Annotated in this window: 21 protein-coding genes; 11 read left to right on the plus strand and 10 right to left on the minus strand. The window is 67.4% G+C overall.

The window, feature by feature from the left end; genetic code table 11:
• Positions 1-264: 264 nt before the first annotated feature.
• A complete protein-coding gene (locus ACFWMR_RS10445; RefSeq protein ID WP_378378182.1) occupies positions 265-456 on the plus strand; it encodes a putative glycolipid-binding domain-containing protein in 192 nt (63 codons plus the stop codon).
• Between the two features lie 447 nt (positions 457-903).
• Here ACFWMR_RS10445 and ACFWMR_RS10450 read toward each other — a convergent pair whose 3' ends face one another.
• Together ACFWMR_RS10450 and ACFWMR_RS10455 are read right to left on the minus strand one after the other, a co-directional pair.
• Positions 904-1,287, minus strand: a complete 384-nt coding sequence (locus tag ACFWMR_RS10450; RefSeq protein WP_378378183.1) for a hypothetical protein — start codon at positions 1,285-1,287, stop codon at positions 904-906.
• A gap of 32 nt (positions 1,288-1,319) precedes the next feature.
• Entirely contained in the window at positions 1,320-1,991 is a 672-nt protein-coding gene (locus ACFWMR_RS10455; RefSeq protein ID WP_378378184.1) for a C39 family peptidase, read from the minus strand.
• Positions 1,992-2,163: 172 nt separating this feature from the next.
• Between ACFWMR_RS10455 and ACFWMR_RS10460 the strand changes: the two genes are divergently transcribed.
• The 6 genes from ACFWMR_RS10460 to ACFWMR_RS10485 all read left to right on the plus strand — a co-directional run bounded on the left by ACFWMR_RS10460 (position 2,164) and on the right by ACFWMR_RS10485 (position 9,851).
• Positions 2,164-2,919, plus strand: coding sequence for an XRE family transcriptional regulator (locus tag ACFWMR_RS10460; protein ID WP_378378185.1), 756 nt, complete (start codon positions 2,164-2,166; stop codon positions 2,917-2,919).
• 423 nt (positions 2,920-3,342) lie between these two features.
• The gene (locus ACFWMR_RS10465; protein WP_378378186.1) at positions 3,343-5,673 is read left to right on the plus strand and encodes an ATP-binding protein; all 2,331 of its coding nucleotides are present in this window, start codon (positions 3,343-3,345) and stop codon (positions 5,671-5,673) included.
• A gap of 939 nt (positions 5,674-6,612) precedes the next feature.
• Positions 6,613-7,092, plus strand: coding sequence for a hypothetical protein (locus ACFWMR_RS10470; protein ID WP_378378187.1), 480 nt, complete (start codon positions 6,613-6,615; stop codon positions 7,090-7,092).
• A gap of 2 nt (positions 7,093-7,094) precedes the next feature.
• Positions 7,095-7,730, plus strand: coding sequence for a DUF3558 domain-containing protein (locus tag ACFWMR_RS10475; RefSeq protein ID WP_378378188.1), 636 nt, complete (start codon positions 7,095-7,097; stop codon positions 7,728-7,730).
• 1 nt (position 7,731) lies between these two features.
• Positions 7,732-9,021: a hypothetical protein gene (locus ACFWMR_RS10480; protein ID WP_378378189.1), complete on the plus strand. Its 1,290-nt coding sequence runs from the start codon at positions 7,732-7,734 to the stop codon at positions 9,019-9,021.
• Between the two features lie 38 nt (positions 9,022-9,059).
• The gene (locus ACFWMR_RS10485; RefSeq protein WP_378378190.1) at positions 9,060-9,851 is read left to right on the plus strand and encodes an ESX secretion-associated protein EspG; all 792 of its coding nucleotides are present in this window, start codon (positions 9,060-9,062) and stop codon (positions 9,849-9,851) included.
• A gap of 66 nt (positions 9,852-9,917) precedes the next feature.
• Here ACFWMR_RS10485 and ACFWMR_RS10490 read toward each other — a convergent pair whose 3' ends face one another.
• The 7 genes from ACFWMR_RS10490 to ACFWMR_RS10520 all read right to left on the minus strand — a co-directional run bounded on the left by ACFWMR_RS10490 (position 9,918) and on the right by ACFWMR_RS10520 (position 16,488).
• Positions 9,918-11,024 carry a cytochrome P450 family protein gene (locus tag ACFWMR_RS10490; protein WP_378378214.1) on the minus strand — a complete coding sequence of 369 codons (1,107 nt, stop codon included), beginning with the start codon at positions 11,022-11,024 and terminating at the stop codon, positions 9,918-9,920.
• Positions 11,006-12,385, minus strand: coding sequence for a cytochrome P450 (locus ACFWMR_RS10495; protein WP_378378191.1), 1,380 nt, complete (start codon positions 12,383-12,385; stop codon positions 11,006-11,008). The genes ACFWMR_RS10490 and ACFWMR_RS10495 overlap by 19 nt, the downstream gene beginning before the upstream one ends.
• Positions 12,382-12,978: a GTP-binding protein gene (locus ACFWMR_RS10500; protein ID WP_093936268.1), complete on the minus strand. Its 597-nt coding sequence runs from the start codon at positions 12,976-12,978 to the stop codon at positions 12,382-12,384. Before ACFWMR_RS10500 ends, ACFWMR_RS10495 begins: the two co-directional genes overlap by 4 nt.
• Positions 12,956-13,309 carry a DUF742 domain-containing protein gene (locus ACFWMR_RS10505; RefSeq protein WP_093936269.1) on the minus strand — a complete coding sequence of 118 codons (354 nt, stop codon included), beginning with the start codon at positions 13,307-13,309 and terminating at the stop codon, positions 12,956-12,958. Before ACFWMR_RS10505 ends, ACFWMR_RS10500 begins: the two co-directional genes overlap by 23 nt.
• Positions 13,306-13,734: a roadblock/LC7 domain-containing protein gene (locus ACFWMR_RS10510; protein ID WP_093936270.1), complete on the minus strand. Its 429-nt coding sequence runs from the start codon at positions 13,732-13,734 to the stop codon at positions 13,306-13,308. Before ACFWMR_RS10510 ends, ACFWMR_RS10505 begins: the two co-directional genes overlap by 4 nt.
• Positions 13,731-15,071: an ATP-binding protein gene (locus ACFWMR_RS10515; RefSeq protein WP_378378192.1), complete on the minus strand. Its 1,341-nt coding sequence runs from the start codon at positions 15,069-15,071 to the stop codon at positions 13,731-13,733. Before ACFWMR_RS10515 ends, ACFWMR_RS10510 begins: the two co-directional genes overlap by 4 nt.
• A 328-nt stretch (positions 15,072-15,399) precedes the next feature.
• Positions 15,400-16,488, minus strand: a complete 1,089-nt coding sequence (locus ACFWMR_RS10520; RefSeq protein ID WP_378378193.1) for an FAD-dependent oxidoreductase — start codon at positions 16,486-16,488, stop codon at positions 15,400-15,402.
• An 84-nt stretch (positions 16,489-16,572) separates the two neighbouring features.
• Between ACFWMR_RS10520 and ACFWMR_RS10525 the strand changes: the two genes are divergently transcribed.
• The 3 genes from ACFWMR_RS10525 (at position 16,573) to ACFWMR_RS10535 (ending at position 19,200) form a co-directional block, all read left to right on the plus strand.
• The gene (locus ACFWMR_RS10525) at positions 16,573-17,166 is read left to right on the plus strand and encodes a TetR/AcrR family transcriptional regulator (protein WP_378378194.1); all 594 of its coding nucleotides are present in this window, start codon (positions 16,573-16,575) and stop codon (positions 17,164-17,166) included.
• Positions 17,167-17,589: 423 nt separating this feature from the next.
• Complete coding sequence (locus ACFWMR_RS10530; RefSeq protein WP_378378195.1) at positions 17,590-18,411, plus strand: S1 family peptidase; 822 nt, start codon at positions 17,590-17,592, stop codon at positions 18,409-18,411.
• A gap of 381 nt (positions 18,412-18,792) precedes the next feature.
• The gene (locus ACFWMR_RS10535) at positions 18,793-19,200 is read left to right on the plus strand and encodes a hypothetical protein (protein WP_378378196.1); all 408 of its coding nucleotides are present in this window, start codon (positions 18,793-18,795) and stop codon (positions 19,198-19,200) included.
• 70 nt (positions 19,201-19,270) lie between these two features.
• Here ACFWMR_RS10535 and ACFWMR_RS10540 read toward each other — a convergent pair whose 3' ends face one another.
• On the minus strand, positions 19,271-20,020 hold the full coding sequence (locus ACFWMR_RS10540) for a trypsin-like serine protease (protein WP_378378197.1): 750 nt from the start codon (positions 20,018-20,020) through the stop codon (positions 19,271-19,273).
• Between the two features lie 271 nt (positions 20,021-20,291).
• Here ACFWMR_RS10540 and ACFWMR_RS10545 point away from each other — a divergent pair.
• A partial coding sequence (locus ACFWMR_RS10545; protein WP_378378198.1) for a hypothetical protein occupies positions 20,292-21,224 on the plus strand: 933 nt, incomplete at its 3' end.

The raw sequence follows: 21,224 nt of genomic DNA on the forward strand, positions 1-21,224 counted from the left end.
GATAGCCGCGGTTCCCGGAAGCGCCCGGGGACGCACCACATCTCGTCCGACCGGCACCATTCCGACGCCTCCTGACAGACCACAGACCTGCGTTGCGTGCGAAGAGGTACCCGCACGAGACTTCGGCGAAACGCCCGACGAACGTCTTCCGGCGGGAACTCGTGTCTCCCGGTGAATCGCTACCGTGGCTGGTCGATGGCGTGGCGCAGGTTGGTCAACCAGGTGAGGTGACCGCCCAAGGCCACCCGTCCGGCTTGGGTGTCGGTGCCCGATCTGAGCGTGCACCCCTCCCGGCAGCGCTACGAGCATCTACGGGCACCGGCAGACGGGGTCGGGCTGGTTCGCCACATCGGCGCACACCGCGCCTTCGAAGGCGACCTCGAAGTCGATGAGCACGGCTTCGTACTCGTCTACCCGGAATCGGGTCGCCGCGTCCCACCACCCCAGCCGCGTTAGGACACCACGCTCTCGCGCCCGCTGTGAGCGTCGAATTCCCGAGCATGAGCGACGCATGGTGTGAACCGCGGTTCTCCGGGGAAGTCACGACCACGACTCACCTGACCATGATGCGTACGAGGTTTTCTTGATCGAGCAGTCTTGGGGTGTCAGTCCGTGCACGAACTGACACCTTGCCCACGCACCCGGCTGCCGATCCGGGGCCGGGGGGCGTGCCATCGGATCGCGACGGGTGTCGTACGCGAAACGAAGTCGTCGACCTCGGCGCCGCTGTTACAGCGAGAAGTGCCACCGGCCATGAGCAGCGTCTTGCCGGATCTCAACGTGGCACGTTTCTCGCTTCGCGGTCTCGTCAGAGGCGCGCCGGTGCTGCGCCACCGACAAAGTGAGGGCGGGGCCCGCGATGAACCGCGGGCCCCGCCCTCGGTCAGATCAGTTCTGGGCGGTTCAGCACTTGGTTGCCACGCCGCCGGTCACGCCGCCTTCCAGGAACGCGGCGGGCACATAGCCCTGGATGCGCGCGTTGCCGAGCTGCCGCACCCAGATGGTGTTGCCGTTGATCTTCTCACCATGGAGCCAGCAGTAGGCGTCGTAACCGTGGTGCGCGGTGACCCTGTCGACCGGCTTGCCCGCCGATCGCGGCTGGTTGCGGACCGTGGCATACATCCACGGCGTGACCCGGTACGGTGCCGCCAGGACCTCCTGTGCGGGTTCTGTCCGCGGCATGGGGGCCGTCGGCTGGGCTTCGGCGACAGCGGTTCCCAAGGCGACGGCCGCGAGGGCCGCTGTGCCGGCCAGTGTGAGGAAGCGCCGCAAGGTGTTCGTTTCCATGATCAGTTACTCCGTTCAGGTGGCGGCCGGGTTCAGGCCGTGGGGCGAATGTGAGCGACGTGGATGGCCCGCAGTGTCGTCAGGCTGATCCAGTACTCGGGGTTCGAGTTGAATCCGCTGAACTTGGACGCGGGATCGGCGACTTTGACCTCGTGTGTCGCGGGGTTGTAGCCGATGGCGGTGAACCAGTGCTGCACGCCGACTTTTCCGGCACTCCACCCGGGCGGTAGTTCACTGCGGCTGCCGATCTCGATCGCGATCGGCAGGGGACGCTTCTTGTTGATCGCCGCGGTCACGCCGGTCCAGATGTCCCCGGTGCTGGGCTCCCAGCGCACGCTGGGGGTGTACTTGTTGAGGCCTGCCGCCATTCCGGTGCGGTAGGTGCCGGTGTCCGGGCTGGTGCCCTCGTCGACTCCGAGCTGCTGCTGGGACGGCAGGCGGTCCCGGCGGACCAGGGCGGACAGCGCGATCCGGGTGGCGGCCGGGCCACAGTTGTAGCCCTTGGTCTGCTGTTGCCACTCGACGGGCAGGACCACCGGACTCGCTGCCTGTGTGGCCGCGTACTGGGCGCTGACCAGACCGTCCGCGAGCGGGCCTGGAAGGGCTTCCGCGACGGAAGTCCCGAGGGCGACAGTCCCGAGTAGCGCCGCGCCGACAGCGGTCGCGAGCCGCCGCTGGTGCGGTCGCGGTGCGTGCTTGGACATGGTCGATCACTCTCTTTCCGGATGTCGTGATGCTGCGAGGCGATCTCGCACTCCTCACGGAACACCGCCTCGGACCTGCGAAGACGCGGATCTGGACAGCTCTGGACGACCATGAACGAACCTGGATGATCTTGTGACAGAATTACTACCTACCGTTACTGAGGGGGTAGAGGTGGACGTCGCCGATCCGACCGCCGTGCACACACTGGGAGATCTCAAGAGAGAGTTCGACCGGCTCCGGCGCGGCGAAGGCCGCAGACAGGGGGCCGGCTGGCTTTCCTTGGACGCGCTGGTCGCGCCGGTGGCGCGTCATCGCGGTAAGGAGGTGCCTCGCAGCACGCTGGACAACTACCTCAGTGGCCGGACCCTCGCACCACACGACGTCTACGAAGCCATCCTCAAAACTCTCGGCGTCGCGGACGACAAGCTTGGCCCCTGGGGCGACGCCTGGGATCGGATTGACGAAGCCAAACGCGCACCGAACACGGACCAGACCGACACCGTGACAGGCAAAGGCCCTGGACCGACGCCAGAAGCCGCGTCACCGTCCCAAGACGGACGACGACGGCGGCTGCTGCTGATCCTCACCGCGACCTGCGCGGCCCTCGTGGCAGGCGTGGTCGCGGTCGTCGTCACGAAAACCGTGTCCCCACCGGACGCCACGGAGCACGCCAGAGCAGGCGAATGCAGTTACGGACTCGCGTTCCGCAACGTCGCGGTCCGTCCACAACCCAAGTTCGACCGCGCGCTCGGGATGACGATGATGACCGACAACGGTCAAACCGTCTACGGCGCCTGTCGTCCGGTCACGGGAGAACCCGGAACAGTCACCTGTGGTGTCGGCACCGTCCCGATGAACACCTGGCTCCAGGTCCGGTACCCACATGAAGGCTGGATCTTCATGCCCTGCCTCGCCCCGCGGCCGTGACCTATGCCGAAGTTCGTACCGAGGAAAGGAATGCGTCCGGAAGGGCCACTTGCGCGACTTCGGACGCACAGAACTGCGGGACACCTACGAAAGTCGCGTTTTCGCGGACAGGACAGCGACGCGACATTCGCGAGGAGTATTCACTTTATTGACGCGGCCCCCTCATCGCGCGCGCCATCCGGTGACCGTCCTGGGCTGCTCAGACCGCTGGCACACCGAATCACGCCGGGTTCCGCACCAGCCGAGTTATTGACATGGACAACGTGGCCGTCTCCGATAGACCCACCATCGAGCGTCTCTCGCGTTGTCGACAGCCGCGCATGAGAGCTAATGTTCCGGCCCCTGCCACCCACCTGGAGAAAGACAAAGTACTCACATTCAGTCCCGGATCGTGTGACGTCACAGTTTCCTGGAGTTCACGCAATGAGTGTCATCTCCCGCGAGGACCACCCCGCTCTTGTCACGGATTCTGCCGGTTATATAGGCCGCGATGGTGAGATCAGGGACCTGCTGCGGCTTCTGGCGTCCGAGCGGCTGGTGACCGTCGTCGGTGCGCCCGGGGTCGGTAAGACGCGGCTGGTGCGCCGGGTCATGACCGAGGCCGGGGCGCGCCGAGGGAACGAGGTGGTGTTCGTCGATCTGACCGAAGTACGTGATCCGGCGCTGGTAGGACACACGATCGCGGTGCACGTCGGCTTGCCGGGCGGGTCCGCCACCCCGATCGACAATCTGCTGAACACCCTGCGCGACCGCCGGATGCTGCTGGTCCTGGACAACTGCGAGCACCTGATCCGTGTCTGCGCGGACGTGGCTTCCAGAATTCTGGAGGCATGTCCGGCGATCGTGCTCCTGATGACCAGCAGACAGCCTCTCGCGTCGCCAAGAGAGCGGCTGTTCCCCCTTGCCCCCATGCCGGTGCCGGACAGGGACGCGCCGTGCACACTGGCCGAGATCGAGGCCTTCGACGTCGTGAAGCTGTTCGTGGACAGGGCCCGTTCGGTCGTGCCGTCATTCTCGGTCACCCGCGACAACCGTGACGAGATCGCTCGGCTGGTGCGCGAACTGGACGGGCTCCCGCTGGCCATCGAACTGGCGGCGAGATGGATGCGGTCCCTGTCGGTCGGGCAGTTGTCGGAACGTCTCGATTCCCAGCTGCGGTTCCTGGGAGCCAAGCAACGGCACAGGTCGCCGTGCACGAGGTCGCTGCGGGACACTCTCGCGTGGAGTTACGATCTGTGTTCCCCGGACGAGCGGCTGTTGTGGGCACGGGCGTCCGTCTTCGCCGGGACGTTCGATCTGCACGCTGCCCGCTCCGTGTGCCATGACGGCACGCTGGGGGCCGAGCGTGTCCCGGAGGTGCTTCGGTCCCTGGTGGACAAGTCCGTGTTCATGGCCGAACGTCACGGCGACGGTCTCCGGTACCGGCTGCTGGAGTCGCTTCGCGAGTACGGCGCGGAGCACCTCGCCGACGAGCAGGAGGTGCGGCGGCGCCACCGTGACCACTACGCCCGCCTGGCGACCCGGCTGCACCGCGCCCGTGGCACCTCAGCCTCACTACCGCAGTGCCATGACCTGCGAACGGATCACCCGAACTTCCGGGTAGCGCTACGATTTTGTGTGGACACGCCCGGCGAGGCCGCGGCCGGTTGGCGACTCGCCTCGAACCTGGACGTGTACTGGCAAGCGTGCCGGGCCCAGGCCGAGGGCCGGGACTGGCTCGACCGGCTGCTCAAGGCAGGGCCGGGTGACGGGCCGGGGCGCGCGGAAGCGGTGTTGTGCGACGCGCACTACGCCGTGATCGTCGGCGACTTCGCCCGTGGCACGGAGCTGCTGGACGAGGCCCGAGAACTCGCACAACACGGCGGGGCACGCGATGTAGCGGCGCGGGCGCGCTACATGTCCGCCATGCTGGCCACGTTCACCGGCGACTTGGGCCAGGCCACCACGGAATTCGCCGTCCTGGTCGAAGAGTTCCACGCGAGCGGTGACCGGCAACGGGAACTCGCCAGCATCTATCACCTCGGCTGGTGCACGGCCTTCACCGGCGACCCTCGCCGCGGACGCGAGATCCTGCGCGACGGGCTCGCCGACAGCGTCGAGCACGACGAACTCTACAGCCAGAACTACCTGCTGGACGCTCTCACCCGCGTCGACGCCGAGTACGGCACCCCCGCCGAGGCGGCGGCCACTCTCCGGCAACTCCAGCACACCACGGCACAGACCGGGATGTGTCCCCTCGCCGGGGACACCCTCGCCGCCATCGGCTGGGTCGCCGGACGGCTCGGCGACCACACACGCGCCGCCGTGCTCTACGGCGCCGCCGAAACCGCCAGCCGCGAACACGGATTCGCCATGCACGCACTGGCCCTGTTCACCGCCCCTCATCACCGGCACGTGAATCGCGCCCGCGTCGCGCTCGGCGACAGCGAGTTCCGCCGCCACCACACCGTCGGCGAATCCATGACAGCACCGCAAAGGCTCACCTACGCGCTCGATCCCGAATCGACGAACACCCGCGGCCGACGCACAGGGCGGTCCACCGACGGCGAGCCCTCACTCAGCCGACGGGAACTCGAGGTAGCCGATCTCGTCCGCCGCGGCCTCACCAACCAGCAGATCGCCGAGCACCTGACCCTCTCCCCGCGCACCGTGCAAACCCACATCACTCATATCCTGAACAAACTCGACTTCCATACCCGGACTCAGATCGCCGTCTGGGCCACCCAGCAGATCCAGGCCGCACTCAAAGCCTGACCTGAAGGCGGACACGCAGCGCCGTGGGGAGCAGTGACACTTCGCGTCATCTCCTTTTGTCCCAAGAATTCTTGTCCGATCACAACTCCAGGAACCACCGGACTCGGTACGCGGATCCGGTCGGGGAATTCCCATCTCCTCTCCCCCAGCGAAGCAGTGCAGGCCATCCATCGGCTCAGGTAGTGACAGCGCTGCACGGCTTAATTCCCGCGCCGACACGGCTCGACTGGTACGACATCACGTTTCTGTCGGCAAGGACTTCCTGCGCCGCATGATCAGCGGAACCACAGCCTCGATGACCAGTGGCCTGCCGGCAATCGATGTGCAACCTAAAAGAACCGACCCTTTGCCCCGGGCAGATTCTTCCCCGCTGCCCAGGGGGCAACCAAGAAGGACCAGCGAAAACCGGCCCCTCACCAGGGAAATCAGGCGAGGGGCCGGTGTCGTGTTGTCCGGCTGAAACCGGTGCCCACGGGTGGCAACCCCCAGTACGCCCCCAAATCTCGTGGCACGTGGCATCGACCGGCGCCATTCGTCCGAGTCCATGTCCTCCGTCCAGCCCGGGGCCTGTTCGATCCGCTGATGCGCGGCGGATTCCAACCCGGCAATCACCTTGGCGCAGATCTGTTGCAACAGCGCCACGGAGTGCCCGGCCCACTCGGCGCACTGGCATTGGCCCACCGGAAACCCGACCACCGGTAGCCGAAACATCACGCCGTTCACCCGTCGCGGTGAGCGGCACGAACCCTCGTGTTACGTCCTGCCTGGCTGGTGTCACGGCGTGTTACCGCTGGTGGGGCTACCTGTCAGTAGTCGAGATGACCCCTCCTGTAACGCTCCACGCGCGGTGACCGATCCGCTACTCTGATCGGCGCGACCGAATAGGCCGCACCGATCAGCACCGCAACGCACCGGCGAGGGGTTCAAAGGGGTGGACGCGTGGCAGACACTGCCGTGCCTGACAAGGACAACTGGCTTGGAGACATCATTCTTCGAGTCAAGGACCCGATCGGGTATGAGGTCAACAAGGCGACAGCCGCCGAAATCGCGACCAACGCCCAAGTGCAGCAAGCCGCACACGGCCCGGGTATCTACCTCGACCGCGACCACGCCGAACAAATGGTCAAACAAGCCGGCGAGATCTTAGCGGCACTAGAGAATGACCAGAGCCTTACACAGTCGCTAGAGCGTATGCAGTCCGCTGCCCAGGATCCGGTAAGCGTGGGGTTCACCAAAGCTGCCACCTGGAACGGTGGGCAGCCGGGAGCGTTCGCCTATGGGGCGGGTCATGTTCGCCTTGAGATACTTTATCTCGGAGAATTGACCAGGCGACTCGAGAAGGCGCTGGGTCGAACCTCCGAAAACGACCACGAATCCGGAAAAGGTCTTGGCGGCATTGCCCAAGAGGGAGACTACTGATAATGTGGCGACAGTTCATTGTTACCGCAGTTTGTGCAGCGGCGGTATTCGCGGTCGCGTCCTGTTCCGGCAGAGATACCAACTCTGAATCCTTGACCTCTACCCCGTCAACGACAACAAACGAGACGTCACGACAGGCGTTGCCGTATGGGGATGCCCCGAAAGTTCAAACGCCATTACCGGAATCGATTTTCTCCGGTGACCCATGCGCGGACTCTCTCACCGCCGACCAAATCATGAAAACCTTGGGGAAGCCGGTAGACACCAAACGTGCCGACGCTGAAACGGTTGGCCCCGGCTGCGACTGGCGAAACACAGTCACGACAGGCCACGCCATTATGCGGTATGCCACCAAATTGCCGGACGGCCTGAGTGCCATCTACGAAAACGTCAAGCCCAACGCGCTCAAGTGGGAACCGTTGACCGTGCAAGGTTTCCCGGCAGTCGCGTACGTGTCTCCCTCCGGCGGCTCACCCGACAAGTTCTGTCAGGTCAGCATTGGCGCAACCGACAACACCACCATCGAAATATCAGGGTTCCTCAGCTTGAACTCTCAAGGTAAAAAAGATCCATGCGATGCCGCGAAATCCACGGCGGATTTGGTCATGACGAGTCTTCGAGCCAAGGCGGGGGTCTGAGGTGAGTTGGCTTTCTGATCTTGCCGACGGTGTCGGAAATGCGCTCTCTGGCGTGGGTAAAGCCGTGGGGAAAGCGGTAAAAGCAGCCGTTGACTGGACCGGGAATCTGTTCAGCGGGGATCTGGGTACACAACCGGTGCCGGTGCCCACGTTCGTGAAGCAGGTGCATGCGGGCAGCTCCAGTCCCTGGCACGAGGCCGCTACTCAAGCGGAGCAGGCCGCGAAAGGGCAAGGCAACCACGCCGGAACCCTCCGGCAGATCATCGGCGGCTTGGAGTCGTCTTGGTCTGGTACGGGCGCCGATGCCGCACGCGAGCGTATCCACAAGCTCTACACCGTGGCTGATTCGGCCGATCGGTCGATGAGCCGTAATCAACAGTCGGTGCTCACGGCGGCGTCAGGTTTCGAGCACACCAAAGCCACCCTGAAGCCGATGCCGCCGCGCCCGGACAAGAGTTTCGGCGACGTGATCTCGCCGTGGGATACCGACACCGAAAAAGCGATCAACGACTACAACGAAAAAGCGAAATTCAATCTCACGGCCTATAAGGGCTACGAAAGCCAACTCAAGCAGACCCAGAGCGGTTTGCAAGGCGATTACGGGCAGCTCGGTTTCTACGACGGCGCGGATATCGCGCTAGCGCCCCCACGCAAGGGCGGCGTGACCCCGCCGCCGGGGCACCCCTCGCCCTCACCGGGTGTGGAGGGGCGTAGCGACGGGGACAGCGGCGGCTATGTGGGTAGTTCGGGGTTCACCCCGTCTCCGGCACCCGGCCACACCCCCGGACAGGTCACCCCCGGCACCGGTTCCCACCTCGGGGCCGGTAGCGGCGTGGGAACCGATCACACCACTACCTCGGGTTACAACCCTGCCGCGCGTGATGGGCTCTCTACCCCGACCATCCCCGCACCGTCGAACGGCCCGAGCGTCAACGTACGGGGCGAGACCGGTTTAGGCGTCGGTGGCGGTGCCTTTCCCGGCGCGCCCGGTTCCGCCGCGGGTGGGCCTGGTGGACGCGCGGGCGGTGGTGTGCCGGGTGCGGGTCGCGGCAGCGGCGCGGGCGTCCTTGGCGGCCCGAGCGCGGGCGAGACCGGTCGGGCGGGTTCCCGGTTGACCGGGGCGGGTGCCCCGGGCGCACCCGGTGGCGCGATGGCACCCGGCGCGCGCGGCAACAAGAGCGAGGACAGCGAGCACGCCCGTAAGTACGGGGTGGATGAGGAACCGATCACCATCGCCGATATCGATCCCGAGACCGGATATCCGGTCGTGCCGCCGACCATCGGTACGTAACCACTTTCCCTTGACACGGCAAGGAAAACACACGCGCTATGGCTCTCATCGACGCGCCGCTGGTGCTACCCAAACTCGCACTCTTGACCGTGTGGCAGTGGCACGCGAACGACCTTGGAGATCTCCACCCGGTCTTGGGCACGAACGGCGCGTACTACATGCCCGAGGGGGCTACGGAGCGGATCGAAGCGGGCACCTGGGAACTACTCGGGCAACATCGGTTGGCGCGGGGGCAGCGGGTGAACCCGCTCCTCCTCGACACGTTGCGCGTGTTGGGTTCAGCTGATCGGGAGTTTTACGGGTGGACCGCCTATCCCAGCACGAGCGACCGTGCCGGGGACGGGGGCGGGTTCTTCACCGGTGCCCGTGACCGTGACGCGGTGCGGGTGTTGGTCGATGACGACGCGGTGATCCTGCAGCCCCTCCCAGACCACCGGTACCTGGCGGCTGATCTGGTGGAGGTGCTGCCCCCGGTCGAGTCGGCAGAGCTACGGGATCTTGCCGTGCCACGCACACCACCCGAGCGGCCGGTGACGGTCGCGGCGGGCCGTAGCCCGCTCGCCCATCCTGGCCCTGAGCCCGGCGACCCGGACCGGGATCTGATCACCGATCTCATGCACGCCCCACGCGACGCTACCCACCAGCTGTATACGGCGGTCACCGGGCCGCGCGGACGCTCGCGAAGTGTGCCGATCACCGCTGTGGACCTGAGCGAGCACGGCCGGGTGATCACCTATACCAACATTGACGAGGACGGCACCGACTACATCCACTTGGCCGGGAGCGGTGGGCTGGTGCGGCTGCTGGAAAACACCAACCGCACCCTCTAACCCCGATGAATCCGGTGGGTGTGGCTTTCACCGCGGATCCGCGGTGAAAGCCACACCTCACCGGATTCACTTGAGGCGTACCGGAAGACTCGTGTGCCCGTTCGAAATGAACGACGGCATCTTCTCCAGTTCGGAAACCTCCGCCGCCAAGGCCAGATCGGGGAAACGTTCGAACAGCGCTGGCAGCGCGAGTTCCGCTTCCAGTCGCGCCAAGGGCGCACCGAGGCAGTAGTGGACCCCGTGCCCGAACGACAGGTGCTGGCTCTTCGACTCCCGCGAAAGCCGGAACTCGTCCGCGTCGGAACCGTGTGTCTCGGGCGAGCGGCCCGCTGCCGCGTACGAAGCCAGGATCGCTTCGCCCGCCTTGATGTGCAGCCCGTCGATCTCGATGTCTTCCACCGCGTACCGCAGCGGAAGGTTCGCGATCGGCGCCTGCCATCGCATGGTCTCGTCGATCACCTCGGCCCAGGTGTGCTCACCGGAGCGCACCTTCGCCAGCTCCTCCGGATGCGTCAGCAGCGCCAGGATCGCGTGGTGCAGCAGATTCACCGTGGTCTCGTGCCCGGCCGAGATCATCAGGATCAGCGTGTCGATCAGCTCGGCCTCCTCCAGCACCGAACCGTCCTCGTCCCGCGCGGCGATCAGGCCGCTGGCGAGGTCGTCTCCGGGGTTCTCCCGCCCGTTCGCCACCAGCTGCCCGAGAATCCCGTACATCAGCACGCCGTTCGCCTGCGCCTCCTCGGCGCTGAGCGAAGTGTTGAACACCCCGTCCACCGCGCGCCGCAGATCCGGCCGGTGCTCCTCGGGCACGCCGAACAGCTGGCAGATCACCTCGATCGGCAACGGGTAGGCGAAATTCTCCCTCAGGTCCACCGAGTCCGGCCCGGCGGCGAGCCGGTCCAGCAGGTCTGTGGTCAGCTGCTCGACCCACGGCCGTAGCGCTTCCACGCGGCGCGGGGTGAACGCCTTCGACACCAGCGAACGCAGCCGCCGGTGGTCGCCGCCGTAGGCGGTGAACATGTTCTGCACCGAGACCCAGATCCGCAGCGGCCAGTCCTCGGGGATCTCACCGTCGCGGTAGGCCGCCCAGTGCAGGTTCGGGTTCTTCGACACCCGCGGGTCGGACAGCAGTTTCCGCAGCAGCTCCGGCTGGGTTACTGACCACGCCACCACTTCGCCAGGGAGCTCCACCAGCGTCGCGGCTCCCCGGGCGCGGAGTTCGGCGCCTTCGGTGTGGATGTCACGGCCGTTGGGATCGAGGACGAACGGGCGGGCTGGTGCCATGGGTGCTCTCCTGTCAGGTCGGGAACGGGGGTGACCGGTGCGACGACGGGGGTGAACAGGACCGGGAGACCGGCCAGCGCGCGGTGGAACGGGCCCGGCCGCCAGCGCAATTCGGCGTCCGGCACAGCCAGGCGCAGATCCGGCAGCGCGTCGAGCAGGGTCTCGATGGCGGTGGTCGCGATCAGCCGCGCCGGGCCCTGCGCCGGGCAGGAGTGCACCCCGGCGCTCCAGGCGATGTGCGCCCGGTTACCGGCCCGCTGAGCCTCGCCCAGCTCGGGATCGGTGTTGGCGGCGGCGAAACTGATCACCACGGGCTCGTCGGCCGGCAGCCGCGTGCCCATCAGGTCGGCCGCCGGATAGGGGTAACCGGCGGAATAGTTGGCCATCGGCGGGTCGCTCCAGAGGATCTCCTCCAGCGCGTCCTCCACGTGCAGGCTGCCGCCGGCCAGGTCTCCGGCGAAGCGCTCGTCCACCAGCAGCAGCCGCAACCCGTTGGCGATCAGGTTCTGCTGCGGTTCGGTGCCCGCGCCCATCAGCAGCACCAGCTGGTGCAGCATCTCCTCGTCGGTCAGCCTCGAGGGATGCGCCATCATCCACGAAGGCACGTCCTGGCCCGGCTGCCGCCGCTTGAGCGCCAGCAGATCCAGCATGGCCGCGGTCAGCTCGGCGTTGGCGCGCTCCGGGTCCACCATGTCGAAGATCCCGCGCATCCCCGCGGTGAGCCGGTCACCCAGTTCCGGCGGGCAGCCGAAGAGGTGGTTGAACACCTGGAGGGAAAGGGTTCCGGCGTACTCGGTGAGCAGGTCCGCCCGGCCGTTCGAGGAGAACTTCGCGATCAGCTCCCGCGCGGCCTTCTCCACGTAGCCCAGAAGGGCGTGCGGGTTCACTCGCGAGATGCTGTCGGTGACCGCGCTGCGGTAGCGCGCGTGCACCGCGCCGTCGGTGAACAGGCAGTTCGGCCGGTAGCCCATCATCGGCATCACCGGGTTGTCCGCCGGCTGACCGGCCTGCCAGCGGCGCGGGTCCCGCGGGTAGGTCTGCGGGGAGCGCAGCACGTCCAGCGCGGCCTCGTAGCTCAGCACCAGGCTCGCGTTCACCCCCGGCGCCAGCTCGACCGGCGCGACGTGGCCGTGTTCCTTGCGCATCCGCGCGTAGACCCCCGCCGGGTTCGCGGCGAACTCCTCGTCGTAGAGCGAGGTGCGCGTGGCGTGAACGGGACAACCGGGGGGCGGGGTGGCGGGAACGGTCACGAATGCTCCTGGCGGACGGGAGTGAACAGGTAGTCGACCAGGCTGATCAGCGCCGAGGCGGCCGACGCGCGATCTCGGGCGTCACAGGTGACGAGCCGGGTCTGGGGTAGCAGATCGAGCGCCTCGCGCAGCTCGGCCTCGGGGAAACGCGGCGCGCCGTCGAACTGGTTGACCGCCACCGCGTAGGGCAGGTCCAGTTCCTCCAGCAGTCCCATCACGTCGAAGGAGTCCTGCAGGCGGCTGGGATCGACCAGCACCAGCGCGCCGAGCGCACCGTGGGCCAGGTCCTTCCACATCTGCGTGAACCGCTGCTGCCCCGGGGCGCCGAAGAGGTAGAGCACCACCTCGTCGCTCAGTGTCAGGCGTCCGAAGTCCATGGCCACCGTGGTGGTGTCCTTGCCCCGTACGCCGGACAGGTCGTCGACCAGCGCGCCCGCCTGGGTCATCCGCTCCTCGGTGCGCAGCGGGCGGATCTCCGAGAGCGTGCCGACAAAGGTGGTCTTCCCCACCGCGAACGGGCCGACGATGAGGATCTTCACCGAGGTCCGGACCGAGGCGGAAACGTATCGGTCAGGTGAGAGCACGGAGGCCATCGAGTACCTTCTGCAGGAGTTGCTGGTCGGGGAATTCGGTCTCGCGCACCGCGGCCCGTGATTCGATGTGCCCGCTGTCGAGCAGGTCCGACAACAGCACCTTGGTGACGCTGGTGGGCAGCTTGAGATGCGCCGCCACCTCCGCGACGGCCAGTGCGCCGCCCCGGCACAGCTCCATCACCCGTCGTTTTTCCGGGCTCAGCCCGGTCACCGGCGCCCAGGTGGCCAGCACCACGGTGGCCACGTCCAGGGTGTTGCGGGTCGGATGGGCCCGGCCCTCGGTGACCACATGCGGCCGGACCAGCGCCCGTTCCCGCCGCTGCCCGCTCATGCCGGGTTGCCAGGTCCCTCGGCCGGAAAGCGCGGTGGCGCGGTGAGTTCCTGGCCGAGCCTTTGCACCAGCTCTTGCAGTCGCGAGGAAACGCCCTCGATGTCCACCCGGCCGGTGGTGGACACCGCGACGTAGGCGCCCTGTCCGGCGGCGGTCAGGAAAACGAACCCGCCGTCGAATTCGATCAGCGTCTGCCGCCACTGCTCCGGCGGCTGACGGCAGAATTCGCCGGTGGCGCGGGCGAGCGACTGGAGCCCGGAGACCGCGGCGGCGGTGCGCTCGGCGTCCTCCACGGTGATTCCCTGCGAATGGGCCATCAGCAGGCCGTCGGCCGAGAGCAGCACCGCTGAGATGGTCTCCGGCATCTGCAGGGCCTGATCGAGCATCCAGCCCAACCGGTTGGTGGTGGTGACGGAGCTGCTCACTGGAAATCCCTTTCGACATCGGTGGAAGAAGCGCGGCCCTGGCGGGTGCCGCGCTGCCAGGCCGTGGCCGTGGCGACCGGACTGTGGTTCACCGGGGACTCGGTCGCTTCCGGCGCGGCGGGCGGCGACACCGGAACCGACAACGTGGTGGAGGCCGCCCCGGCCACCGGGGCGCGTCGACGACGGCGGGGCAGGCCGTGCTCGGTGGTGCCCAGTTCCTCGGCCGGTTCGGCCGGCTTCGGTTCCGGCGCGGGAACGCGCACTTGCGGGGCCGGGCTGGGGGCGATCGCGGCCGGGCTGGCCGGCGCGGCCAGCGACGGGGCTTCCTGCGGTGCCGGCTCCGGGACGGCGGCGCGAGTGAGCAGCTCACTCGGCAGGAACAGCACCGCGCGCACCCCGCCGAAGGGCGAGCGCATGTCCACCGAGACACGGAAGCCGTAGCGGCGGGAAAGCACGCCGATGACGGCGAACCCGATACGCGGCGGCACACCGAGCGCGGCGATGTCCTGACCACCGTGGCCTTCCAGCAGCCATCCCGCGCGCTGCACCGCCTCCACCGTCATGCCCACCCCGGCGTCGTCGATGACGATCGCCAGCCCGTTGTGCGCCTGCTGGAAGCTGACCTGCACGGGCGAACCGGGCTGCGAGTGACGGGCGCCGTTGTCCAGCAGCTCGGCCACCGCGAGCACCACCGGTTCCACGGCCTGGCTGACCACCGCGGTGTCCAAAGGCGCCGGGATCTGCACGCGTTCGTAGTCACGGATGCGGCCGGTGGCCCCGCGCACCACGTCGGTCAGGGTCGCGGCGGAACGCTGCAGGCCCGGCCACGAACCGCACAGCACGGCGGTCGCCTGGGCGCGGCGGCCCAGCTGCGAGTTCGCGTGGTCCAGGCCGAGCAGACCATCGAGCACGTCGGGGTTGTCGTGTTGCTCCTCCATCGCCGAGATCAGCACCTGCTGCTCCCCCGCGAGGTTCTGCACCGTGCGCATCATCGCGCGCAGGGTGGCGGCGGCGGATTCGGCGGCGTTGCGGCGGGTCTGACCGGTCAGCTCGCTGACCGCCACCAGCAGTTCGCGGTGCGGGTCCTCGCCGTTGACGGCACGCAAGGGGCCGGGCACGGTCACGGCCTGGTTGGTCTGGGCCTCGACGATCGCGGGCAACCGCCGGTGCAGCAGGTGCCTTTCCTCCTCCTCACGGGCGCGGAGTTCGGCCAGCAGCTGCTCACCACGACGGCCGGTGTTGACGGCGACCCGGCGCTGGCGCACCAGCAACACCGCGAAGGCCGCGGCGAGCAGCGAAACGCAGACCAGCACTGCCGTCAGCAGGGGGTACTCCATGAAATCCTCACGATCGACAGGACAAGGACGCCTGGGCCGAGCCGGGGGATCATGCGGCAGCTCCACGGCAGCGGGGATCGAAGGACGTCATCAGCAGCGAGTACCGTAGCGCAAACACGCCGTGAGCGGCAGCCGCTTCCCGTGAGAAAAATGGTTCTGTGCAGGGCAAGCCGATCGGCACTGCCCGGACCGGCGGGGAACTCCGTCTCGCCACGTGCCGTTCGCGTCCTCGCGGGAGGCGCCGACGGTGACCTCAGCGTGCACCACCCGATGACCGGTACTGCGGGGATACCGCTGAAGTAGGCGTTTCCCGATCAGGACGCAGACCTCAACCCCGAGGCCAGGCACGGGCAGCGAGATTCCTGATCCTCAGGCCTGCTTTGGTCTTCGGCACCAGCATGGCGGCGGTGAGCTTGACGGCGCGCTGTTTGGGTACGACTCGGGCGCGATGCTCGACCTCGTACCAGCCGAAACCGGCGGACGGCGCGGCCGCGAGCGCGGTGGCGAGCGTGTGCGCGCCGGCGATCGCGAGGCTGGAGCCCTCGCCCAGAAGGGAAACACACGAGGCCGCGTCACCGACCAAGGCGATCCGGCCCCGTGACCATGAGGGGAGGTCGACCACGCTGACCGCGTCGAAGAAGACGTCCTCTGCGTCTCGTAAGTGCTGGAGCAGCGCCGGTACGCGCCATCCGACGTCGTCGTACGTCGTGGCGACGATCTGTTTGTGGCGTTCGGTGTCGCGATGGTCCACACCGTCGAGCCGGGCACGGAAAATGAACGCGACCCCGCCTTCGTCCCTGGACGGGTGGATGGCGACCAGCCTGCCTGGCGTGTTGTGAAGAAGCACATCCTCAGGGTGGTCGACCGGCTCGCCGAAGGATGTCGTGGCGACATAGATACCCGTGGGACGAACGAAAGCGCGCTCGGGCCCGAAGACGAGGCGTCGGACGGCGGAATGCAGGCCGTCCGCGCCGATCACGTAGTCGAAGCGGCGGGGCGCCGCCCGGTCGAAGGTGACGTCGACGCCGAACTCGTCCTGACACAGTTCGGCGACTGTGTCGTCGAACAAGAACTCGGCTTCACCGCGAGCCGCCTCGTACAGCACGGTGACGAGATCGGACCGAGGGATCTCGAGCTCGTCCCCTTTGGCCGCGGGCAGGCCGACCGTGGCGATCCGATGGCCATCGGCATCGAGCAGGCGAACCCTTTTCGTTCTTGTCGCGACATCCCGTAGGCGGCCTGCGAGACCCATGGCCTCGACGACCGGCAAGGCCGGACCGCGAACGTCGACGGGATTACCACTGGAGCGCATCCCCTGCGCCCGCTCCACGACCGTGACCTTCAAGCCGTTACGCGCCAGCCAATACGCGAGCGTCGAGCCGGCGACCCCAGCACCGCAGATCAGCACGTTCCCCATGCGAAGGCACTCTATCAGCAGTCAGTGCAGATCTGCAATGACTGCACTTTTGCACTGATTGCCGACGCGCGTATGCTGCCCGTCATGTCCCTTCGTGATCGAAAGCGAGCACGTACGCGTCAGGCACTGATCGACGCGGCAACGGAACTCTTCGAGCGCAAGGGGTACGACGAGACGACGATCGCCGACATCACGGCGACCGCGGAGATCGGCGCGCGGACGTTCTTCAGTTACTTCGCCAGCAAGGAAGAGCTGCTGTTCCCGGACGCCGCCGAGCGTGTACAGGCGGCAGTCGACGCCATCGCCACTCGCGATCCCGCCGAAGGCCCGGCCGAGGTGCTGTTGCGAGCTCTGAGCCAGGTCACCGCCACCAGCGACGAGATGGTCAGTCCCCTGGCGGCCTTACGACTCCGAATGATCCAGACCGTGCCCGCCGTCCGCGGCCGCGCGCTCCAAGAGCAACTCCGCGCACAACGCGAGATCGCGAAACACCTCGCGGCCGCCTTCCCCGGCCAACTCGACCCGGTAGGCGCGGCGGCCCTGACCGGAGCGTTCGTCGGCGCGGTCACCGGCGCGCTCCAAGCCTTGCTCGACAACGCCGACGGAACCGACCCCGCCGCCCTGCGGACCGCGATGACGACCGCGACCGAAGTGGCACTCGCGCCCTGGCGGCGTTGACCCACCGAGCCGCGCCGGCGGACCTTCCTGCCGCAGACGAGGGCGCAGATCTCCCGCCGGACCGGGGAGTGAAGATCGCCGCGTACACGATCTTCAGTGTCAGCACTGCCTGAACTTCCCATCGCGGAACAGCCACAGCCGCAAGAAACTCTTCTCCTGATCCAGGATCAACATCTGGTTCCAACTGTCCAATGTGGACGATCGTGTCGAGATCGGCATGATCGAGCAGGCCGCCAAGAAAGGCGCGGCCACGGGCGAGGGTGAACGCCCTGACCAGGCCTCGATCTGCTTGGTGGTGCCAGCGCTACCTGTCGGCGTCCGGCCGCCACCACCGCGGTTCGGGGGGCTCGCACGATGGTCTCGCGCACGGTGAACGACGAGGCTTGACCCGATCGATCCGAAGTCCTCGAACAAAGGAAAAGCATGTCGAGAGTGGGTTCCTTGCGCCGCAACCTGATCCGTGCCGCCGGTGTCGCACTGGCAGGTGCCGCCTGCGCGCTCGCGGTGCCCGGGAGCGCCGGTGCCGTGGTGAACGGGAGGGACTCCACCGAGCGCTACGAGTTCATGGCCTCGATCCCGGAGGTCGTGCCCGAGATGAACAACGCCAAGGGCGTCTGCGGGGCCGTGCTGGTCCATCCGCAGTGGGTGGTGACCGCGGCGCACTGCGTCGACCCGGGTCGCAACCCGGCCAGGCCGGAAGGGACGGTGCGCATCGGCAGCCAGGGGCGGACCTCCGGCGGCACGGTTCGCACGATCGACCGCTGGGTGCGCCACCCGGGCTACGAACCGGGCGCGCCGAACAAGAACGACATCGCCCTGGTGCGCCTGGACCGCCCGGTCTCCCAGCAGCCGATCCGGATCGCCGAACGCCCCGGCCCGCCTGGCACGCCGACCCGCTTGATGGGCTTCGGCACCACGGTCGACACCGGCGACCTGACCAAGGTGGTGTTCCCCGAACGGCTCCAGGAACTCGACACCCGCCGCGGGAGCGTGTCCGAATGCTCGCCCGGCTACGCGGACCGGACCCGGCTGTGCACGATCAGCCGCAAGCCCGACGCGATGGCGTGCATGGGCGACTCCGGCGGCCCCCAGGTCCAGCGCGGGAAGAGCAGCCGGTGGGAACTGATCGGCGTCACCTCCGGCCCCGGCGACGACGACGTCCCCTGCGCCAACGGACCCGGCCTCTACACCAGCGTGCCCGCCTACGCCGGCTGGATCCAGCGCACGATCCACAGGCACGGCTAGCTCACCGTCGCGGCCGCAGGTGTGACCGCGGGCGGCCGGTTTCTTCGCCGGACAGAGGTTCCTCGACTCCGGAAAAGAAACCGGCCGCCGTCCACGACGAGGCACAAAACCGCTTACCCGGTGCCGTGCGGCGGATATCGTCTGGTTCATGAGGAGTGACCCTGAACTCCGGGCCTCCCTCTGCTGTCTGCCGCTGAACCGCTAGAACGGAACACGCTCGTTTACGACCACATCCCGCCGAGCGACGAATCCTCGCGCTCCGCCGTCTCGCCCGACGACAACGACTTCGCCCTCGCCCCGGGCGAACGTCTGCTCTGGGAAGGCGCACCGAAACACGTCCGGATCGCCAGAAAGCAAGACCTCGTCATCGTCCCGTTCCTGATGTTGCCGCTCTACTCCCTCTACCCCACCTTCGACAAACCTGGCGCGTGGTTCATTTTCGGCCTGCTCGCCACGCTCGCCGTGGTCCAAGGAGTGCATCGTCACCTGACCATGCGAGCGAGCGCGTACATGGTGACCGACAGACGCGTGGTCGCCTGGGCCCGGGGCCAACAGACCATCTCACGTTTTCTGAACGAACTCGCGCCACCACAGGTGACAGAACACAAGAACGGCACCGGAACCATCACCTTCGGCGGACTGGGCGCACCACTCGTCACCGTCGACGACGACCCACCGGCCGGCGCTCCGAAACCACCGCCCTCGCCCGAACTCAACGGCATCGACCACCCGCGTCAGGTCTTCGAACTCATCGTCAAGGCGCAGCGCCAGTCACGACGGCATCGCTGACGACATCCGCGATCCCGGTGGCCACCATCGCCTCGCTCGAGCGATCGCGACCTGCGCCGCGCGGCCCGGATCAGGTGCCGATCACCTGGTGGATCTCGTCCAGTACGAGGGAAACGTTGCCCGCCCCCGCCGTGTGATCCCGGTCCGAATCGTTCTCCACCGCGACGATGATGTCCCGCTCCCCCGGACCGGTGGCCATGACCGGCCCGCCGGAGTCGCCGCCACCGGGAATGCCGGTGACCCGGTCGAGGCACAGGTCCCGGCCGTCCCCACCGCCGGGCGGGGTGAACCGTTCGCAACGCGGCTGGTCCGGAGCCAGCACCCGCTGGTCGGCTTCCTTGAGCACATCGGACTGGCAGGTGGTCTCGTCCTCCTGACAGGTCGCACCCCAGCCGTACTGCCGCACGATCTGCCCGGGACGGACGGAGTCCCTGGCGGGCAGCCGGGCAGGCTCGACGTCCATCGGCGGCACCTTGATCAGCATCATGTCCGCGATCCCGACGCCGTGGGTGCTGCCGGGCACCGGACGCACGACCGTGCCCTTCCGCTGATCCAGGGCGCCCACCCGGAACCGGATACGGGAATCGTCGATCCGCTCTCCCGCCTCGAAAAAGCAGTGTGAGGCGCTGAGAATCCACTCACGGCCGACCGCGGTCGCGGTACAGAACGGCGTTTCGTCGACCACCATCCGGACCGCCCATGGAGCATACGTGCTGACCGAGCCGCCGATCACCGCGGAAGCACCGGGAGACGGCACGACCGTGCCGAGCGCCACCAGCGCGGGCACCACGAACAGCCTGCTCGAAGTACGAAGTTTCATCGTGCGTCCTCCTCGTTCTCAGTGCTGAAGTCCGTTGTGGAAAACCGGGTATCCCCAGTGGACTCCTCCCATTCTTACCCGTTCGGTCGTCCTCGGGCCTCCTCACGAAGGTCTCCGAAAAACACACTGATGCCGAACCGTTTCCTCGAATGGGTTGAATAGCATCACTTGGGAAACGTTGCGTGACCCCTTGTTCATCAGTGCGGGGAGCTGTTTCTCGGTTTCGAGCGCAATAACATGATGGGCCGCCGATAGTGACTTAGGGATGGTCATGACACCCTCGAAACAAATCTGGCCCTCGCCCGACTGCAACGGGATTCCGCTCGTCGACCCGGTCGGGCTCAGTATCGCGGGAACGCTGGTGGTCCTCGCCCGAAGACCCGCCACCGCGGTGGACACGCTGTACTACAACGTGCGTGTCTCCGGCGCGGATCCCGGCACACCGGGCGAATGGGCGGGCTGGAACGAATTGAGCCTGGACGAAAACGACCGCCCGTCGGCGGAAGACCGCCCCCTCCTGCGGATCGCCGGCATGGACCTGATCACCGTCGGCTCGGCCGCGGCCGTCCCCCGGCCCGCGAACGCGCCTTTCCGCGCCGTCACCGACGGCAGGTACATCTCGTGCTTCAGGCAATCCGCCACGGGCAGTCTCTATGTGGATCGCTTCGCCTTGGTGCAGGATCCGCAAGGGCGGACCAGCGGATCACGTGACGGCGAGAACCAGGCCGGGTGGCAGCTGCGCCGCGTGTGGGAGGTGCGCTACCGGCGCAGTGGACGCCGTGACGCACCCGCCGGCCCCGGCGACGAACTCGGCTTCCGCACCATGAACGACGAGCCGTTCCAGGAACCCACCATCGAACTGCCCTCCCTGTCCGGCATCACCCGTGGCGGGTTCGACGTCGCTCTCACGCCCACGTCGGAGGCCGACGTCAGCCGCTGGCACATCGTGGCGGTCACCGGCGACGTGCTCACCTTCGTGTCGTACCCGCAGGACAGCACCGGAGGAATCGAACTCGACCCGGCGCTCGCGCGTGAATTCACGATCACCCCCACGCTGTGGAACTCGGGCAAGAGCACCGCGCTGACACCGACAGCCGGTGTCAGCGCCGCCCAGGAAGCCGAGCCGGAAAGGTCCCGCGCCGCCCCCGACCAGCCCGCGAGCCGGCGCCCGGCCCGCCGGGGGGGTGTGACGGGTGCGGGCGCC

It is taken from the genome of Amycolatopsis thailandensis, assembly GCF_042723255.1.
Taxonomy (GTDB): Bacteria; Actinomycetota; Actinomycetes; order Mycobacteriales; family Pseudonocardiaceae; genus Amycolatopsis; species Amycolatopsis thailandensis.